Annotated in this window: 13 protein-coding genes, 4 tRNA genes and 1 pseudogene; 15 read left to right on the top strand and 3 right to left on the bottom strand. The window is 55.6% G+C overall.

All coding sequences use genetic code 11. The annotated features are described in order from the left end of the window. Positions 1-2: 2 nt before the first annotated feature. A pseudogene (gmk, locus tag GKZ68_RS14795) lies at positions 3-586 on the top strand (guanylate kinase). Continuing rightward, the gene (nadD, locus tag GKZ68_RS14790) at positions 583-1179 is read left to right on the top strand and encodes a nicotinate (nicotinamide) nucleotide adenylyltransferase (protein WP_254244018.1); all 597 of its coding nucleotides are present in this window, start codon (positions 583-585) and stop codon (positions 1177-1179) included. The pseudogene gmk and the gene nadD overlap by 4 nt, the downstream one beginning before the upstream one ends. A gap of 72 nt (positions 1180-1251) precedes the next feature. Here nadD and frr read toward each other — a convergent pair whose 3' ends face one another. From frr to GKZ68_RS14775, 3 genes are all read right to left on the bottom strand, one after another. Next, on the bottom strand, positions 1252-1815 hold the full coding sequence (frr, locus tag GKZ68_RS14785) for a ribosome recycling factor (protein ID WP_173116098.1): 564 nt from the start codon (positions 1813-1815) through the stop codon (positions 1252-1254). Positions 1816-1912: 97 nt separating this feature from the next. Then, complete coding sequence (gene pyrH, locus GKZ68_RS14780) at positions 1913-2719, bottom strand: UMP kinase (protein ID WP_173116096.1); 807 nt, start codon at positions 2717-2719, stop codon at positions 1913-1915. Between the two features lie 40 nt (positions 2720-2759). Continuing rightward, complete coding sequence (locus tag GKZ68_RS14775) at positions 2760-3263, bottom strand: biotin/lipoyl-containing protein (RefSeq protein ID WP_173116094.1); 504 nt, start codon at positions 3261-3263, stop codon at positions 2760-2762. Between the two features lie 99 nt (positions 3264-3362). On the opposite strand from GKZ68_RS14775, the gene GKZ68_RS14770 reads away from it, so the two are divergent. The 13 genes from GKZ68_RS14770 to rpoB all read left to right on the top strand — a co-directional run bounded on the left by GKZ68_RS14770 (position 3363) and on the right by rpoB (position 15320). Next, complete coding sequence (locus tag GKZ68_RS14770; RefSeq protein ID WP_173116092.1) at positions 3363-5924, top strand: M1 family metallopeptidase; 2562 nt, start codon at positions 3363-3365, stop codon at positions 5922-5924. Between the two features lie 170 nt (positions 5925-6094). Further along, positions 6095-6174: transfer RNA gene (locus GKZ68_RS14765), tRNA-Tyr, on the top strand. A gap of 22 nt (positions 6175-6196) precedes the next feature. Beyond that, positions 6197-6269: transfer RNA gene (locus GKZ68_RS14760), tRNA-Gly, on the top strand. Between the two features lie 17 nt (positions 6270-6286). Further along, a tRNA-Thr gene (locus tag GKZ68_RS14755) sits at positions 6287-6358 on the top strand. Positions 6359-6533: 175 nt separating this feature from the next. Continuing rightward, positions 6534-7721 (top strand): elongation factor Tu, encoded by a 1188-nt coding sequence (gene tuf, locus GKZ68_RS14750; RefSeq protein ID WP_173116090.1) that lies wholly within the window; start codon positions 6534-6536, stop codon positions 7719-7721. Positions 7722-7848: 127 nt separating this feature from the next. After that, a tRNA-Trp gene (locus tag GKZ68_RS14745) sits at positions 7849-7922 on the top strand. 51 nt (positions 7923-7973) lie between these two features. Continuing rightward, positions 7974-8171 carry a preprotein translocase subunit SecE gene (gene secE, locus GKZ68_RS14740; protein WP_144846811.1) on the top strand — a complete coding sequence of 66 codons (198 nt, stop codon included), beginning with the start codon at positions 7974-7976 and terminating at the stop codon, positions 8169-8171. Between the two features lie 12 nt (positions 8172-8183). Continuing rightward, a complete protein-coding gene (gene nusG / locus GKZ68_RS14735) occupies positions 8184-8741 on the top strand; it encodes a transcription termination/antitermination protein NusG (protein WP_173116087.1) in 558 nt (185 codons plus the stop codon). Positions 8742-8856: 115 nt separating this feature from the next. Then, positions 8857-9300 (top strand): 50S ribosomal protein L11, encoded by a 444-nt coding sequence (gene rplK, locus GKZ68_RS14730; RefSeq protein WP_173116085.1) that lies wholly within the window; start codon positions 8857-8859, stop codon positions 9298-9300. A 20-nt stretch (positions 9301-9320) separates the two neighbouring features. Beyond that, complete coding sequence (gene rplA / locus GKZ68_RS14725) at positions 9321-10019, top strand: 50S ribosomal protein L1 (RefSeq protein ID WP_151086067.1); 699 nt, start codon at positions 9321-9323, stop codon at positions 10017-10019. A 16-nt stretch (positions 10020-10035) separates the two neighbouring features. Continuing rightward, positions 10036-10590: a 50S ribosomal protein L10 gene (gene rplJ / locus GKZ68_RS14720; RefSeq protein WP_173116083.1), complete on the top strand. Its 555-nt coding sequence runs from the start codon at positions 10036-10038 to the stop codon at positions 10588-10590. Between the two features lie 60 nt (positions 10591-10650). Beyond that, positions 10651-11031 carry a 50S ribosomal protein L7/L12 gene (rplL, locus tag GKZ68_RS14715; protein WP_169532978.1) on the top strand — a complete coding sequence of 127 codons (381 nt, stop codon included), beginning with the start codon at positions 10651-10653 and terminating at the stop codon, positions 11029-11031. Between the two features lie 422 nt (positions 11032-11453). Continuing rightward, entirely contained in the window at positions 11454-15320 is a 3867-nt protein-coding gene (gene rpoB, locus GKZ68_RS14710; RefSeq protein WP_173118457.1) for a DNA-directed RNA polymerase subunit beta, read from the top strand. Positions 15321-15533 lie beyond the last annotated feature (213 nt).

The raw sequence follows: 15533 nt of genomic DNA, 5'->3' as shown, positions 1-15533 counted from the left end.
CTATGCAGGGCAAAATCATTGTATTCTCGGCTCCTTCGGGGCGGGCAAGACGACTATCGTGCACCGGCTCATGGAGTTAATTCCGGAGCTGAGCTTTTCCATTTCGGCCTGTACCCGCGACCGCCGGGGCCGCGCCGAGGTCAATGGCAAGGACTACTACTTCATTTCGGTAGCCGATTTTCAGGATAAAATCCGCCACGACGAGTTTGTGGAGTGGGAGGAAGTCTACGAAGGCGCCTTTTATGGCACCCTTAAGTCGGAAATCGAACGCATCTGGGCCAATGGCCAGCACGCTATCCTCGATGTAGACGTGAAGGGTGGCCTGAGCATCAAAGAATTCTATAAAGACCGGGCGCTGGCCATTTTCGTGCGCCCGCCATCCATCGAGGCCTTGGCCCAGCGCCTCACCGCGCGCGCTACCGATTCTACATCCAGCATTTCTTCGCGGGTGTACAAGGCTACGTTTGAGCTGGCTTTTGAGGATAAGTTCGACGTTACGGTCGTCAACGACAACCTCGAAGAAGCCGTGGCCCACGCCGAAAAGCTGGTGCGCGACTTTATCACGGCTGCGCCCGAGGCAGTATGATGCTGGCTAGCCCGAGCGGTGCCCGGCGCGTGGGGCTGCTATTTGGCTCATTTAACCCGGTCCACATCGGCCATCTCATTCTGGCCGAGCACTTTGCCACACGCACCGACTTGGCCGAAGTCTGGCTGGTAGTGTCGCCGCAAAACCCATTCAAGGTGGGCGCCGACCTGCTGCCCGAAGCGCAGCGCCTGCGCTGGGTAGAGCTAGCCGTGGCCGCCAACCCGCGCCTGCGCGCCGAGTCAATCGAATTTGAGCTGCCGCGTCCCAGCTACACCATTGCCACGCTCGATGCACTCGGCCAGCGCTACCCTGGCACCGAATTCGTGCTGCTGATGGGCAGCGATAACCTGCCCGGTCTGCCCCGCTGGCAACATGCCGACCGCCTACTGGCCGCGTTCGACATTTACGTATACCCACGCCCCGGCGCCCCGCTGCCCGATTTGGCGCCTTTCCCGCGTGTGCAAATGATGCAGGCACCGCTACTCGATATTTCGGCTACCTACATTCGCGAGAGCTTCCGCCGGGGGCAGTCCATCCACTATCTGGTGCCAGCAGTGGTGGAGGCCGAGCTAGCCGATGCGCGGCTAGGGTAATAGCCCAAGGCAAGACATAAAAAAGGCCTGGTGATAACTCGCCGGGCCTTTTTTGTACTTGAGCGGCTGACCTCAGATGGTCATAATCTCCGACTCTTTCTTTGTGAAAAGTTTGTCTACTTCGATGATGTGGGCGTCGGTGTATTTCTGCACCTTGGCTTCGGCATCCTTGATGGCATCTTCGGCGGCGCCATCCTTTTGCAGCTTGCGCAGGGCTTCGTTCGTGTCTTTGCGGATGGCGCGCACGCGCACTTTGCCGCTTTCTACTTCATTCTTGGCTTGCTTTACGAGGTCACGGCGGCGCTCCTCCGTCATCGCCGGGATGTTGAGGCGCACGCCGTCGGCGTCGGCTACGGGGTTCAGGCCCAGGTCGCTATTCTTAATGGCCTTAACTACTTCGCTCACCATGTTCTTCTCCCAGGGCTTGATGTGCAGCGAGCGCGGGTCGGGAGCCGAGATATTGGCAATCTGCGATACGGGCGTAGGCGTGCCGTAATAGTCCACCCGCAGGCCATCGAGCATAGCTGGCGAAGCCTTACCCGCCCGGATGCGGCTCATTTCTACGCCTACGTGGGCCACCGCCTTGCCCATCGATTCCTCAGCATCGCTGAGATAAAATTGAATTTCCTCGTCCACTTTTTGAAAGGTTGAAATTTAAAGGTTGAATGCTGCATAAGCGTTGAATCAATTCCGAAGAAGACTTCAAAATCTAAGATTCAACATTCAAGATTTTTTAAGCTTGCTCGGGCTGAGTGCCTACCAGGGGTTGCAGCTCGCTGTGCTTGGGGTCGACCGGGGCCGCCCCGGCGGCAGGCTGGCTAGGGGTGCTGGAACCCATCGTCACGAGCGTGCCCAGGTTTTCGCCGGCTATGAGACGTTCCAGGTTGCCCTCGGTGTTCATGTCGAACACGATGATGGGCAGGTTATTTTCCTTGCAGAGCGTAAAGGCCGTCATGTCCATCACGTTGAGTTTCTTGCTGATAACCTCGTCAAACGTGATTTCGGTGTAGCGCGTGGCGCTAGGGTCCTTCTCCGGGTCGGCGGTATAGATGCCGTTTACGCGGGTGCCTTTCAGCACCACGTCGGCCTCAATCTCGATGGCGCGTAGCGAGGCGGCCGAGTCGGTGGTGAAATACGGCGAGCCGATGCCCGCGCCGAAAATGACCACGCGCCCCTTCTCCAAGTGGCGCACCGCCCGGCGCCGGATATACGGCTCGCACACCCGCTGAATGGTGAGGCCCGAGAGCAGGCGCGTGCTCACGTCAATCTTTTCGAGGGCGCTTTGCAGGGCCATCGAATTGATAACGGTGGCTAGCATGCCCATGTAGTCGCCCTGCACGCGGTCGAGGCCAAAAGCCGCTGCCTGCACGCCCCGGAAAATGTTGCCGCCCCCAATCACCACGGCGACCTGCACGCCCGTGGCGGCCACGGCCTTGATTTCGGTGGCGTACTGCATGAGGCGGTCGGCGTCGATGCCATACTGTTGCTGGCCCATCAGCGCCTCGCCGCTGAGCTTAAGAAGAATTCGTTGGTAAGTCACAAGCAGGAAAAACTAGTAAGTCGGGTGGGAGAGGGGCAGGCTACGCAAATTGCACCAGCACCTGCCCCTTGGTAACGTTGGCGCGCAGCGCTACTTTAATGCTAGCCACGATGCCGTCGGCGGGAGCTTTCAAAATATTTTCCATCTTCATGGCTTCCAGCACCAGCAGCGGGTCGCCCTTTTGCACGGCCTGGCCGGGCTGCACGCGCACGTCGATAATCAGGCCGGGCATGGGTGCTTTCAGCTCATTTATTTTCTGGGCGGTGGCGTCGCTCAGCCCTAGCCGGTCGAGCAGCTGGTCGAAGCGGTCCTTGGCCTGCAACTCCACGCGCTGCCCGTTGATTTTTAAGACGAAAGCCTTCGTTGCATAGTCGGCGCTCACCAGCTCGGCATTGTACGATTTGCCCTGGTGCAGCACGTGGTAGCGGCCATTGCCGAGCGGCGCTAGGTCCCAGTTGAAGGGCTGCCCATTGAGTATAATAGAGTCGGGGGCGCGAAAGTCTACCTCCCAGCTATGCGCCGGGCCAGTGCTGATGTGGAGCATATGGAAAGCGAGCCCTGCTGGGCGAAATGGGGTTAAAGGTAAGCCGAATCTTAATTTCATGCGGAACTTGCTGGCCGTATCCTGGGTCTGCCTCTCGCAATGAACTATTCGCTTTCTGCTACTTCTATTCTGGTTTTTCTGACTGGTTTTTCGGCCTTTGGGCAGTCGGGCGGCAGCCGCGATAAAGGTGTTCATAAGAAATCGCCCGAAGCAACTGCCACGGCGCCAGCTGTTTCGAGTGGCATCACGGTTCCCTCGTGGCTGCCGCCGGTTACGCCGTACCAGCCGAGCGCCACGCAGCTTACCGACGTTACCGATACCAAGCTCGACGTGCGCTTCGACTACGCGCACCAGTATTTGCTAGGTACGGCCGTGCTCACGCTGCACTCGCACTTCTACCCGCAGTCGGTGGCGGTGCTCGATGCCAAGGGCTTTACCATTAAGTCGGTGCAGTTGCTGGGAGGCAAGACGCTCACCTATAAGTACGACGGCCGCCAGCTAGCCATCAACCTCGACCACGCCTACGCCCGCGAGCAGCCCTATCAGCTGCGCATCACCTACGTGGCCAAGCCCAACGAGCTGCCGGCCGGCGGCAGCGAGGCCATCACTTCGGCTAAGGGATTATATTTCATCAATCCGCTGGGCAAAGAGCCTAACAAGCCCCGCCAAATCTGGACGCAGGGCGAAACGCAAAGCAGCTCGTGCTGGTTTCCGACTATCGACCAGCCTAATCAGCGGATGACCCAGGAAATCACGCTGACGGTAGAAGACCAGTTTAAAACGCTGTCGAACGGTCTGCTCATCGGCTCGAAGAAAAACGCCGACGGCAGCCGCACCGATACTTGGCGCCAGAGCCTGCCCGCCGCGCCCTACCTCACGATGCTAGCCGTGGGCGACTTTGCCGTAGTAGCGGATACCTGGCACGGCAAGGCCGTTGAGTATTACGTCGAGCCCAAGTATAAGAGCACGGCGAAAGCCGTATTCGGCCACACGCCCGAGATGCTGGAGTTTTATTCCAAGAAGCTAGGGGTGGAGTTTCCGTGGGAGAAGTACGCGCAGATTGCCGTGCGCGACTACGTGAGCGGGGCTATGGAAAACACCACGGCTACGGTGCACGGCGCCGCCATTCAGGCTACCCGCCGCGAGTTGCTCGACAATACCTACGAAACCTCCGAGTCCGTCATCGCCCACGAGCTGTTTCACCACTGGTTTGGCGACTACGTAACGTGCGAATCGTGGAGCAACCTGCCGCTCAACGAGAGTTTCGCCAACTACTCGCAGTACCTCTGGGCCGAGCACAAGTATGGTGCTGACGCCGCCGCCCTGGTGCAGCAGCAGGACCTGGCGCACTACCTCGAAGAAGCGGAGTCGAAGCGCGAGCCGCTCATCCGCTACCACTATGCCAACCGCGAGGATATGTTCGACCGCCACTCGTATGAGAAGGGCGGGCGGGTGCTGCACATGCTGCGCAAGTACGTCGGCGACGACGCCTTCTTTGCGGCGCTAACCCACTACCTCACGCATAATAAATACAGCGCGGTTGAAATCAGCAAGCTGCGCACGGCCTTTGAGGAAACGACCGGCGAAGACCTACAATGGTTTTTCGACCAGTGGTTTATGCAGCGCGGCCACCCCGAGCTGAAAATCTCGCACACTTACACCAACGGTCAGGTGCTGCTGCACGTGCAGCAAACCCAGGATACGCTGTTTCAGCCGGTATTTCGTTTGCCCGTTATGGTCACGGTGTGGCAAAAGGAAAAGCCTACCGAGCACCGCATCACCATTACCAAGGCTGACCAGACCTTTTCTTTTCTGGCCGCCGACAAACCAACGATGGTGAAATTTGACAGCGAAAGCCAGCTGCTAGCCCAGCTCGATGAAGAGCGCAGCATGGAAGAAATCGTCTTCCAGTTTTACCATGCGCAGAACTACTTGCAGAAGCACGAGGCCCTGGAGCTGTTGCAAAACAAGACCGCTGACTTTGCCGTGAGCGGCCTGATGCGCAACGCTTTATTAGATAATTTTTTTGCCGTGCGCCGCACTGCCCTCGACCACCTGCGCGGCTACCGCGGCCCCAGCGCCAATGCCGTGCGAAGCGAAATACAGCACCTGGCCACCGCCGACCCTAGCAGCGCAGTGCGCGCGCAGGCCTTGGTTACGCTGGCTAGCTTCCCCACTGAAAACTACGCGGCTACTTACCAGGCCGCCCTGCGCGACAGCTCTTATGTGGTGGAAGGGGCCGCTATTGACGCGCTGGCTAAACTGCCAGCCGTTAATGCGCGCCCGCAAATTGCGGCGCTGGAAAGCACGCCGAATTCCGGCCTAATTGTAGCCATTGCCAATTATTATGCGCAGCGTGGCAGCATGGAGCAGTACGGCTGGTTTTTGCGGCGCCTGCCCGACCTCACCGATGTCGACCTTTACACTTACCTGCAAGCATTTGGAGCCTTTATGGTCCAGATGCCGGTTATCGAGCGGGAAAAAGGTATTCATACGCTCGAAGCCCTGGCCCGCACTCATCCGCAGTATATTGTGCGCCTGGGCGCTTATCGCGGATTGATGACCCTGGCGCCCAGCCAACCTGATTTAAAAAGCGTGCTGCTTGATATAAAAACCAAGGAAACGGATGAGCGGCTTAAAGCTTACTATAACCTTATGTAAATCAAATCAAAAGGCCTGGGGTGAGGCTTAGCGGTGAACGTGCTACGTTTCAACATGGCAAAAAGAAGCCCTGGCTGCACAACTTTTTTCTGCGCTACCGCTTGCATCTTCCCAAAAAACCTGTACTTTTGCGTCTCAATTCCAGCAAACGGCCGGAACTGACCACAAATGGGGGTATCGCATAGCGGCAATTGCGGGTGACTGTAACTCACCTCCTTCGGGTTCATAGGTTCGAGTCCTGTTACCCCCACATTTGATTTTTGATGCTATCTGCGGGAGTAGCTCAGTTGGTAGAGCGGCAGCCTTCCAAGCTGCAGGTCGCGGGTTCGAACCTCGTCTCCCGCTCAAAGATTTTAGAATAAGCCGTTTTAGCTCAGTGGTAGAGCACTTCCTTGGTAAGGAAGAGGTCATGGGTTCAAATCCCATAAATGGCTCAGCAAATGCGGAACTACCTATCTTTGCGATGGGTTAGCGCCGGGTCAGCAAAGCAAAAGCGATACGCAGCATTCAAGCCTGAATTGGCCCACGCTGGGTTTCGCTTTTCTTGCGATAGGGCCACCCTACTTGCTTTTCAGTTTTTAATTCCCTCTTTTTTCTCAACTCTTTACAATGGCTAAAGAAAATTTCGACCGGTCGAAGCCGCACGTAAACATCGGCACCATCGGTCACGTTGACCACGGCAAGACGACCCTGACCGCAGCTATCACCACGGTGCTGGCTAACCAGGGTCTGGCTGAAAAGCGCGACTTCTCCTCGATTGACAACGCCCCCGAGGAAAAAGAGCGTGGTATCACCATCAACACCGCCCACGTAGAATACTCGACTGCCAACCGTCACTACGCTCACGTTGACTGCCCCGGTCACGCTGACTACGTGAAGAACATGGTAACGGGTGCTGCCCAAATGGACGGCGCTATCCTCGTGGTAGCTGCTACCGACGGCCCGATGCCCCAGACCCGTGAGCACATCCTGCTCGCCCGTCAGGTAGGTGTTCCTCAACTGGTGGTGTTCATGAACAAAGTGGACATGGTGGATGACCCCGAGCTGCTTGAGCTCGTGGAAATGGAAATTCGCGAACTGCTGTCGTTCTACAACTTCGACGGCGACAACATTCCGGTTATCCAGGGCTCGGCTCTGGGCGGCCTGAACGGCGATGCCAACTGGGTGCCCAAAATCAACGAGTTGATGGCTGCCGTTGACTCGTTCATTCCGATTCCCGCTCGTCTGACCGACCTGCCCTTCCTGATGCCGGTAGAAGACGTGTTCTCGATTACGGGCCGTGGCACTGTGGCTACCGGTCGTATCGAGCGCGGTATCATCAACTCGGGTGAGCAAGTTGACATCCTCGGCATGGGTGCTGAAGGCCTGAAGTCGACGGTAACGGGTGTGGAAATGTTCCGCAAAATCCTGGACCGCGGCGAAGCTGGTGACAACGTAGGTCTGCTGCTCCGTGGCATTGAAAAAGAAGCCATCCGTCGCGGCATGGTTATCTGCAAGCCCGGCTCGGTAAAGCCCCACCAGAAGTTCAAGGCTGAGGTGTACGTGCTCTCGAAAGAGGAAGGCGGCCGCCACACTCCATTCTTCAACAACTACCGTCCGCAGTTCTACCTGCGTACCACCGACGTTACCGGCATCATCACCCTCCCCGAGGGCGTTGAAATGGTAATGCCCGGCGACAACATCACCATCACGGTTGAGCTCATCAACAAGGTGGCAATGGAGAAAGGCCTCCGCTTCGCTATCCGTGAGGGTGGCCGTACGGTAGGTGCCGGTCAGGTAACTGAAATCCTCGACTAGTTTTAGCCTAGCCGCTTAAAAATTAAGACAATCCGCCTCCGATTTTTCGGAGGCGGATTTGTTTTGTTTAAAATGTTTTGTACCTTTGCACTCCCATTAGCAAATAGTGCTGGCGGGATTGTTATCTACGAGTGTAGTTCAAGGGTAGAATAGAGGTCTCCAAAACCTTTGATGGGAGTTCGAATCTCTCCACTCGTGCCACCTGGGGCCGCTAGCGGCTCTTTTTTACGCCCTCACCGGCTTTTTGCAACCATGGCTAAGCTGAACAACTATTTCCGCGATACTATCGAGGAAATGCGTTACAACGTAACGTGGCCCTCGACCACCGAGCTGCAAAAAAGCGCTGGGCTGGTGCTAATCGGTTCTCTGGTATTTGCCGCTGTAGTCGGCCTGATGGACGTGAGCTTTAACTCCGCCCTCAATGCCTTCTACCAGTCTTTTGCCCGCTAGGTCTTCTATACAATGGGTGAACTGAAATGGTACGTGGTACGCTCCGTAAGCGGCCAGGAGAAGAAAGCCAAGACGTATATGGAAACCGAGATTGGTCGGCATAACCTACAGGAGCTTCTTCCGCAGGTGCTGATTCCAATTGAAAAGGTTTTCGAGATGCGTAACGGCAAGAAGCGCGTGCGCGAACGCAATTTGTACCCCGGCTACATCATTATCCATTCGGATTTGACGCACGGTGAGGTACAGAACATCATCACGTCGACGCCGGGCGTAATTGGTTTCTTGGGCGATAAAGAAACTAAAACGACCAATGCAAAGCCGGTTCCGCTTTCACTCACCGAAGTGAACCGCCTGCTAGGGGTAGTAGATGAGGCCGAGGAGAAATCGGCCGAAATCGAAACGCCCTTCACGGTTGGCGAACTGGTTAAGGTTATCGATGGGCCATTCAACGGGTTCAGCGGCAACGTCAACGAAGTATTTGAAGAGCGCAAGAAGCTCAACGTTATTGTTAAGATATTCGGGCGCGCTCAGCCAGTAGAGTTGAGCTACACCCAGGTAGAAAAAGAATAGTTACTATTTACGTCGTCTGATATCCACTCCGGTCAGGCGGGGCTTCCACTAGGAGTTTACTTTAAACTGAGGCTAGCGCGAGTTACGTCGAGCCAGTCACAGCTTTACAAACCAAATGGCCAAAGAAATTAGAGGTTACCTGAAGCTTCAGGTAAAGGGAGGTGCCGCAAACCCCGCGCCGCCGATTGGACCTGCGCTTGGTAGTAAAGGCTTGAATATCATGGAGTTTTGCAAGCAATTCAATGCGCGCACCCAGGATAAAGCCGGCCAAATCTGCCCCGTCCTGATTACGATGTACACGGATAAGTCGTTTGACTTTGTCATCAAGACTCCTCCGGTACCGGTTCTCCTGATGGATGCCGCCAAGTTGCAGAGCGGCTCGAAAGAGCCTAACCGTAACAAAGTAGGCTCGGTAACGTGGGACCAAGTTCGTACCATCGCCGAAACCAAAATGCCCGACTTGAACGCTTTCAAAGTGGAGTCGGCCATGAAGCAAGTAGCCGGTACGGCTCGCAGCATGGGTATCACCGTGAAAGGCGATGCGCCTTTTGCTGAATAACTAACCGGAGGACATACACAATGGCAGCAATCAGCAAAAAGCGCAAGGAAGCCCTTGCCAAACACGACCTGACGCAGGTACGCAGCCTGCTCGAAGCCGCGCAAGTGGTGAAAGACATTACCTACACTAAGTTCGATGCCTCGGTTGATATCGACGTTCGCCTTGGTGTAGACCCCCGTAAAGCCGACCAGATGGTACGCGGCGTAGCCACCCTGCCCCACGGCACTGGCAAAACCGTTCGGGTACTAGCCTTGGTGCCCGCCGACAAGGAGGCCGAAGCTACCGCCGCCGGCGCTGACTTCGTAGGTCTAGACGACTACATCGCCAAAATCGAAAAAGGCTGGACTGACATCGACGTAATTATCACCATGCCTTCGGTAATGGCGAAAGTTGGTCGCCTCGGTCGCGTACTTGGCCCGCGTGGTTTAATGCCGAACCCCAAGTCGGGTACGGTAACGACCGACGTAGCCAAGGCGGTGCAGGAAGTGAAAGCTGGTAAAATCGACTTCAAAGTTGACAAAACCGGTATCATTCACTGCTCGGTAGGTAAAGTATCGTTCGACCCCAGTAAGCTGGCGGAGAACGCGCTGGAAGTGATTCAGACGCTGGGTCGTTTGAAACCGTCTTCATCGAAAGGTACCTACATCCGTAGCATCACGCTCAGCAGCACCATGTCGCCGGCCGTACCGGTTGACAGCACGGTTTCTTCCGCTAACTAATTAATAGCAACCAACCATGAATCGGGAAGAAAAACAAGCCCTCGTGGATGAGTTGAGCGAGAAGTTTCAGTCGCACAACGCATTCTATATTGCCGATGCCTCGGGCATGTCGGTAGCGAAAATCAACGAATTCCGTCGCCTCTGCTTTAACCGCGGCATGGAATTCAAGGTGTATAAAAACTCGTTCATCCGTAAAGCCCTCGACACCCTTGGTGGCGATACGGCTGAGATGGATGCGGCGCTAAAAGGCCAGTCGGGCGTACTGTTCTCGAAAGAGAGCGGCAACGCCCCGGCCAAACTGCTGAAGGATTTCTACAAGTCGCAGGCGTATGGCCGCGGCGTAGAGCCTAAACCTGCGCTGAAGGGTGCTTTCATCGATGCTAGCATCTTCATCGGTGCTAACCAGCTTGAAGGCCTCACCACCATCAAAGGCAAGCAGGAACTACTCGGTGAACTCATCGGCCTGCTGCAATCGCCCGCCAAAAACGTTATCTCTGCTCTATCGAGCGGCGGTAGCAAGCTGGCTGGCATCCTCAAAACGCTTTCCGAAAAAGAAGAAGCTGCTGGCTAACCGCTGCTCACCTTTTTCAACTTTCAATTTTCAATTTACAACCCCCTAATACCTACCGAAATGGCCGATTTGAAAGCCTTCGCTGAGCAGCTTGTTAGCCTCACCGTTAAAGAAGTAAACGAACTTGCTGGTATCCTGAAAGATGAGTACGGCATTGAGCCGGCTGCTGCTGCTCCCGTAATGGTAGCTGGTGGTGGTGGCGCTGCCGCTGCTGAAGCTCCTGAGGAGAAGACCTCGTTCGACGTAATCCTGAAGTCGGCCGGTGGCGCTAAGCTGCAGGTAGTGAAGCTGGTAAAAGACCTGACCGGTCTGGGCCTGAAAGAGGCTAAGGAGCTGGTTGACGGCGCTCCTAAGCCCCTGAAAGAAGGCGTTACCAAAGATGAGGCCGAAGGCCTGAAGAAGCAACTCGAAGAAGCTGGCGCTGAAGTAGAAGTTAAGTAGGTTCGCCTACGGGCTTGCTCCCGCAACGGATTAGGCCTGGCACTTAGCCAGGTCTTTTCCTGTTTGTAGAGAATAAGTTATCTTTTGCAACCGAAAGCGGCTGTTTTTGGTTGTCTTACGCTAGCAGTTTTCTTCTTCTATCATTCCGCATGGAGCGAAGCAAAATACGAGGACCTTATCACGTTAACCGTCGCAAGAGTTTCGGGCTCATTTGACAAGCAGCGTGGTAAGGTCCTTTGCTGCGCTCAACGCGCCTGAATTTGTCTGAAGGCTTTTACCGTAGGTGCAGGTGTAAAAGCAACCTTCCAAATTTAGGTTGATAGCTGAGCTAACTCGCCTACCTACAATAGCTTACGTGTACATTTTTAAAATCTTTCCAATTGGCTACACCGCAAGCAACTGAGGCCGCCGAAGTCAAACACCTGACTGGGGCCAGTGAGCGAATCAACTTCGCCAAGATTAAGAAAGTTATCGAGTACCCGGACTTCCTGGACGTGCAGGTGCAGTCGTTCCAGGAATTCTTTCAGCTCGAAACAGCCGCCGCTAGCCGTACCAATGAGGGTCTGTTCAAGGTGTTTGCCGAGAACTTCCCGATTTCGGACTCGCGCGAAAACTTCGTGCTGAACTTTATCGACTACCACGTTGACCCACCTAAGTATACGGTGGATGAGTGTATCGACCGCGGCCTGACTTACGCCGTGCCGCTGAAGGCGAAGCTCCAGCTCATTTGCAACGACAAGGATAACGAGGACTTCCAGACGATTGAGCAGGAAGTTTTCTTGGGCAACATTCCGTACATGACGGAAAAGGGCTCGTTCGTTATCAACGGCGCCGAGCGCGTTATCGTATCGCAACTGCACCGCTCGCCGGGCGTTTTCTTCGCCCAGAGCAAGCACACCAACGGTACGAAGCTGTATTCGGCCCGCATTATCCCGTTCAAAGGCTCGTGGATTGAGTTTGCCACGGACGTGAACAACGTGATGTACGCCTACATCGACCGCAAGAAGAAATTTCCGGTCACGACGCTGCTGCGCGCCATTGGCTACGGCACGGACAAAGACATTCTGGACTTGTTTGGCCTAAGCGAAGAAGTAAAGGCTGACAAGAAAAGCCTCAAAAAGGCCGTTGGTCGGAAGCTAGCCGCCCGGGTGCTGCGCACTTGGACGGAAGACTTCGTGGATGAGGACACCGGTGAGGTAGTTTCCATCGACCGGAATGAGGTGCTCTTGGAGCGCGACTCGACTATCAACGAGGAAGATATTGATACTATCGTGGAGGCCGGCGCCAAGTCGGTAATCCTGCACAAGGAGAATGTGAATATTGCAGATTTTGCAATCATTTACAATACTTTGCAGAAGGACAACTCCAACTCGGAGAAAGAAGCCGTTGAGCAGATTTACCGTCAGCTCCGTAACACAGAAGCCCCGGACGAAGAGACTGCCCGCGACATCATCCAGAAGCTGTTCTTTTCGGACAAGCGCTACGACCTTGGGGAAGTAGGCCGCTACCGGATTAACAAGAAGCTCCAGATTGGGATGGAGCAGCAGTCGCGCGTACTGACCAATGAGGACATCGTGCTCATCGTGAAGTACCTGATTGGCTTGATTAACTCGAAGGCTATTGTCGATGACATTGACCACTTGAGCAACCGCCGCGTGCGCACGGTAGGGGAGCAGCTCTACGCCCAGTTCGGCGTGGGCCTGGCCCGGATGGCGCGTACCATCAAGGAGCGCATGAACGTGCGCGACAACGAGGACTTCAAGCCGGTTGACCTGATTAACGCCCGCACGCTGTCAAGCGTGATTAATTCGTTCTTCGGCACCAACCAGCTGTCGCAGTTCATGGACCAGACTAACCCCCTAGCCGAGGTGACGCACAAGCGTCGCGTATCGGCGCTCGGGCCGGGAGGTCTGTCGCGCGAGCGCGCTGGCTTCGAGGTCCGTGACGTCCACTACACGCACTACGGTCGCCTGTGCACCATCGAAACACCGGAAGGCCCGAATATCGGCCTGATTTCGTCGCTCTGCGTGCACGCTCGGGTAAACTCGATGGGCTTCATCGAGACGCCTTACCGTACCGTAGCTAGCGGTACGGTGGATATGACAGAGAATGTAAAGTTCTTGACGGCTGAAGAAGAAGACACGCACCACATCGCCCAGGCTAACTCGTTACTCAGCAATGAAGGCAAGCTGACGCAGGAACTGGTGAAAGGTCGCTTCGAAGGTGACTTCCCGGTTGTCGGTCCGGAAGAGTACTCTTACATGGACGTAGCGCCGAACCAGATTGTATCGGTAGCCGCTTCGCTCATTCCATTCCTGGAGCACGATGACGCTAACCGTGCGCTCATGGGCTCAAACATGCAACGCCAGGCAGTGCCGCTGCTCCGCCCGCAGGCTCCGATTGTGGGCACGGGTCTGGAAGGCCGCACGGCGATTGACTCGCGTGCGCTCATCATCGCCGAAGGCGAAGGCTACGTGGACTCGGTTGATGCTAACCGCATCATCATCAAGTACGACTTGTCGGAAGACGACCTGTCGGTAAGCTTTGATGCGGAGCGTAAGACATACAGCCTCATCAAGTTCCGTCGTACCAACCAGGATACCTGCCTCAACCTCACGCCGCTGGTGAAAAACGGTGAGCGCGTGACCAAAGGCCAGGTGCTTTGCGAAGGCTACGGCACCAACCGCGGTGAGTTAGCCCTCGGTCGTAACATGCAGGTGGCCTTCATGCCCTGGCAGGGTTACAACTTCGAGGATGCTATCGTTATCTCGGAGCGCGTGGTGCGCGACGACATCTTTACCTCGATTCACATTGAGGAGTTTGAGCTGGAAGTGCGTGAGACGAAGCGTGGCGAAGAAGAGCTGACCTCGGAAATTCCGAACGTGAGCGAAGAAGCCGTGCGTAACCTCGACGATAACGGCATCATCCGGCTAGGGGCGGAGGTTCGCGAAGGCGACATCCTCATCGGTAAGATTACGCCCAAGGGCGAAACCGACCCGACTCCGGAGGAGAAGTTGCTCCGCGCCATCTTTGGCGATAAAGCCGGCGATGTGAAAGATGCCTCGCTTAAGGCGCCGCCCTCACTCAACGGGGTAGTTATTGGCACTAAGCTGTTCTCGCGCCCAAAGAAGGATAAGAACCTGCGCGCCAAGTCGAAGAAGGAAGTTGAGGACCTGAAGGAAGGCTACGCTCGCGAACTCCGGGGCGTAAAGGCTATCATGATTGATAAGCTGGTAGCCCTACTGGAAGGCAAGACTTCACAAGGCATCAAGCACCGCTTTGGTGATGAGGTGCTAGCGAAAGGCGTAAAATTCAACCGGAAGAACATCAGCGAAGCGCTATTTCCCGATAAGAATGCCTACCGTGACGAGAGCAACTACGCTGTGCCGGAAGAGGTAAACCTCTTCAAGGACCTGCAGCTCGACCACTGGACGGCCGACAACCGCGTAAACGAGATGTTGCAACAGCTCATCAAGAACTACGCGAAGCGTCGCAACACCATCACCGCCCGCTTCAAGCGCGACCGCTTTACGCTGGAAGTTGGTGATGAATTGCCCGCCGGCATTGTGCAGCTAGCTAAGGTGTACATCGCCAAGAAGCGTAAGCTGAAGGTGGGTGATAAAATGGCCGGTCGCCACGGTAACAAAGGGGTAGTAGCCCGCATCGTGCGCGATGAGGACATGCCCTTCTTGCCCGATGGCACGCCGATGGACATCGTGCTTAACCCGCTCGGTGTACCTAGCCGCATGAACATCGGCCAGATTTACGAGACTGTACTTGGCTGGGCTGGTCTGAAAATGGGTCGCACCTATGCTACCCCCATTTTCGACGGTGCTACTGAGGATGAAGTAGCTCGTGAGCTAACCGAGGCTGGCCTGCCCGACTGGGGCCGTGCTTATCTGCACGACGGCCTAACTGGCGACCGCTTCGACCAGCCGGTGACCGTGGGCGTGATTTACATGCTCAAACTTGGTCACTTGGTTGACGACAAGATGCACGCTCGCTCTATCGGGCCATACTCGCTCATTACGCAACAGCCGCTGGGTGGTAAGGCGCAGTTTGGTGGCCAGCGCTTCGGCGAGATGGAAGTGTGGGCGCTGGAGGCCTTTGGTGCTTCCAACGTGCTGCAGGAAATCCTGACCGTGAAGTCGGACGACGTGGTAGGCCGTGCCAAAGCGTACGAAGCCATTGTAAAAGGCGATGTATTGCCCAAGCCGAATATTCCCGAGTCGTTCAACGTGCTTATCCACGAACTGCGTGGCTTGGCGCTGGAGATTTCGCTCGATTAAGTAAACTATCGGGGCTAGCTGCGCACGTGGCTAGCCCTGGTAAATGCTTACTAGATATAAAAGGTAAAAAGCAGCCGATACGAAACAGCTATCCCGAGACAGGTCAGGATAGTAAAAGGAATCGGAGGCTTTGCGGATAGAGTGAGAATTTAAGGCCTGACGGAAATCTACTACGCGGCGTACCTGTCTGACCCGTAGAGCACTTTTCGTAGC

It is taken from the genome of Hymenobacter sp. BRD128 (genome assembly GCF_013256625.1).
GTDB lineage: Bacteria > Bacteroidota > Bacteroidia > Cytophagales > Hymenobacteraceae > Hymenobacter.
The sequence above is the reverse complement of the archived record's forward strand: the minus strand, read 5'-3'. Positions and strand labels throughout refer to the sequence as shown.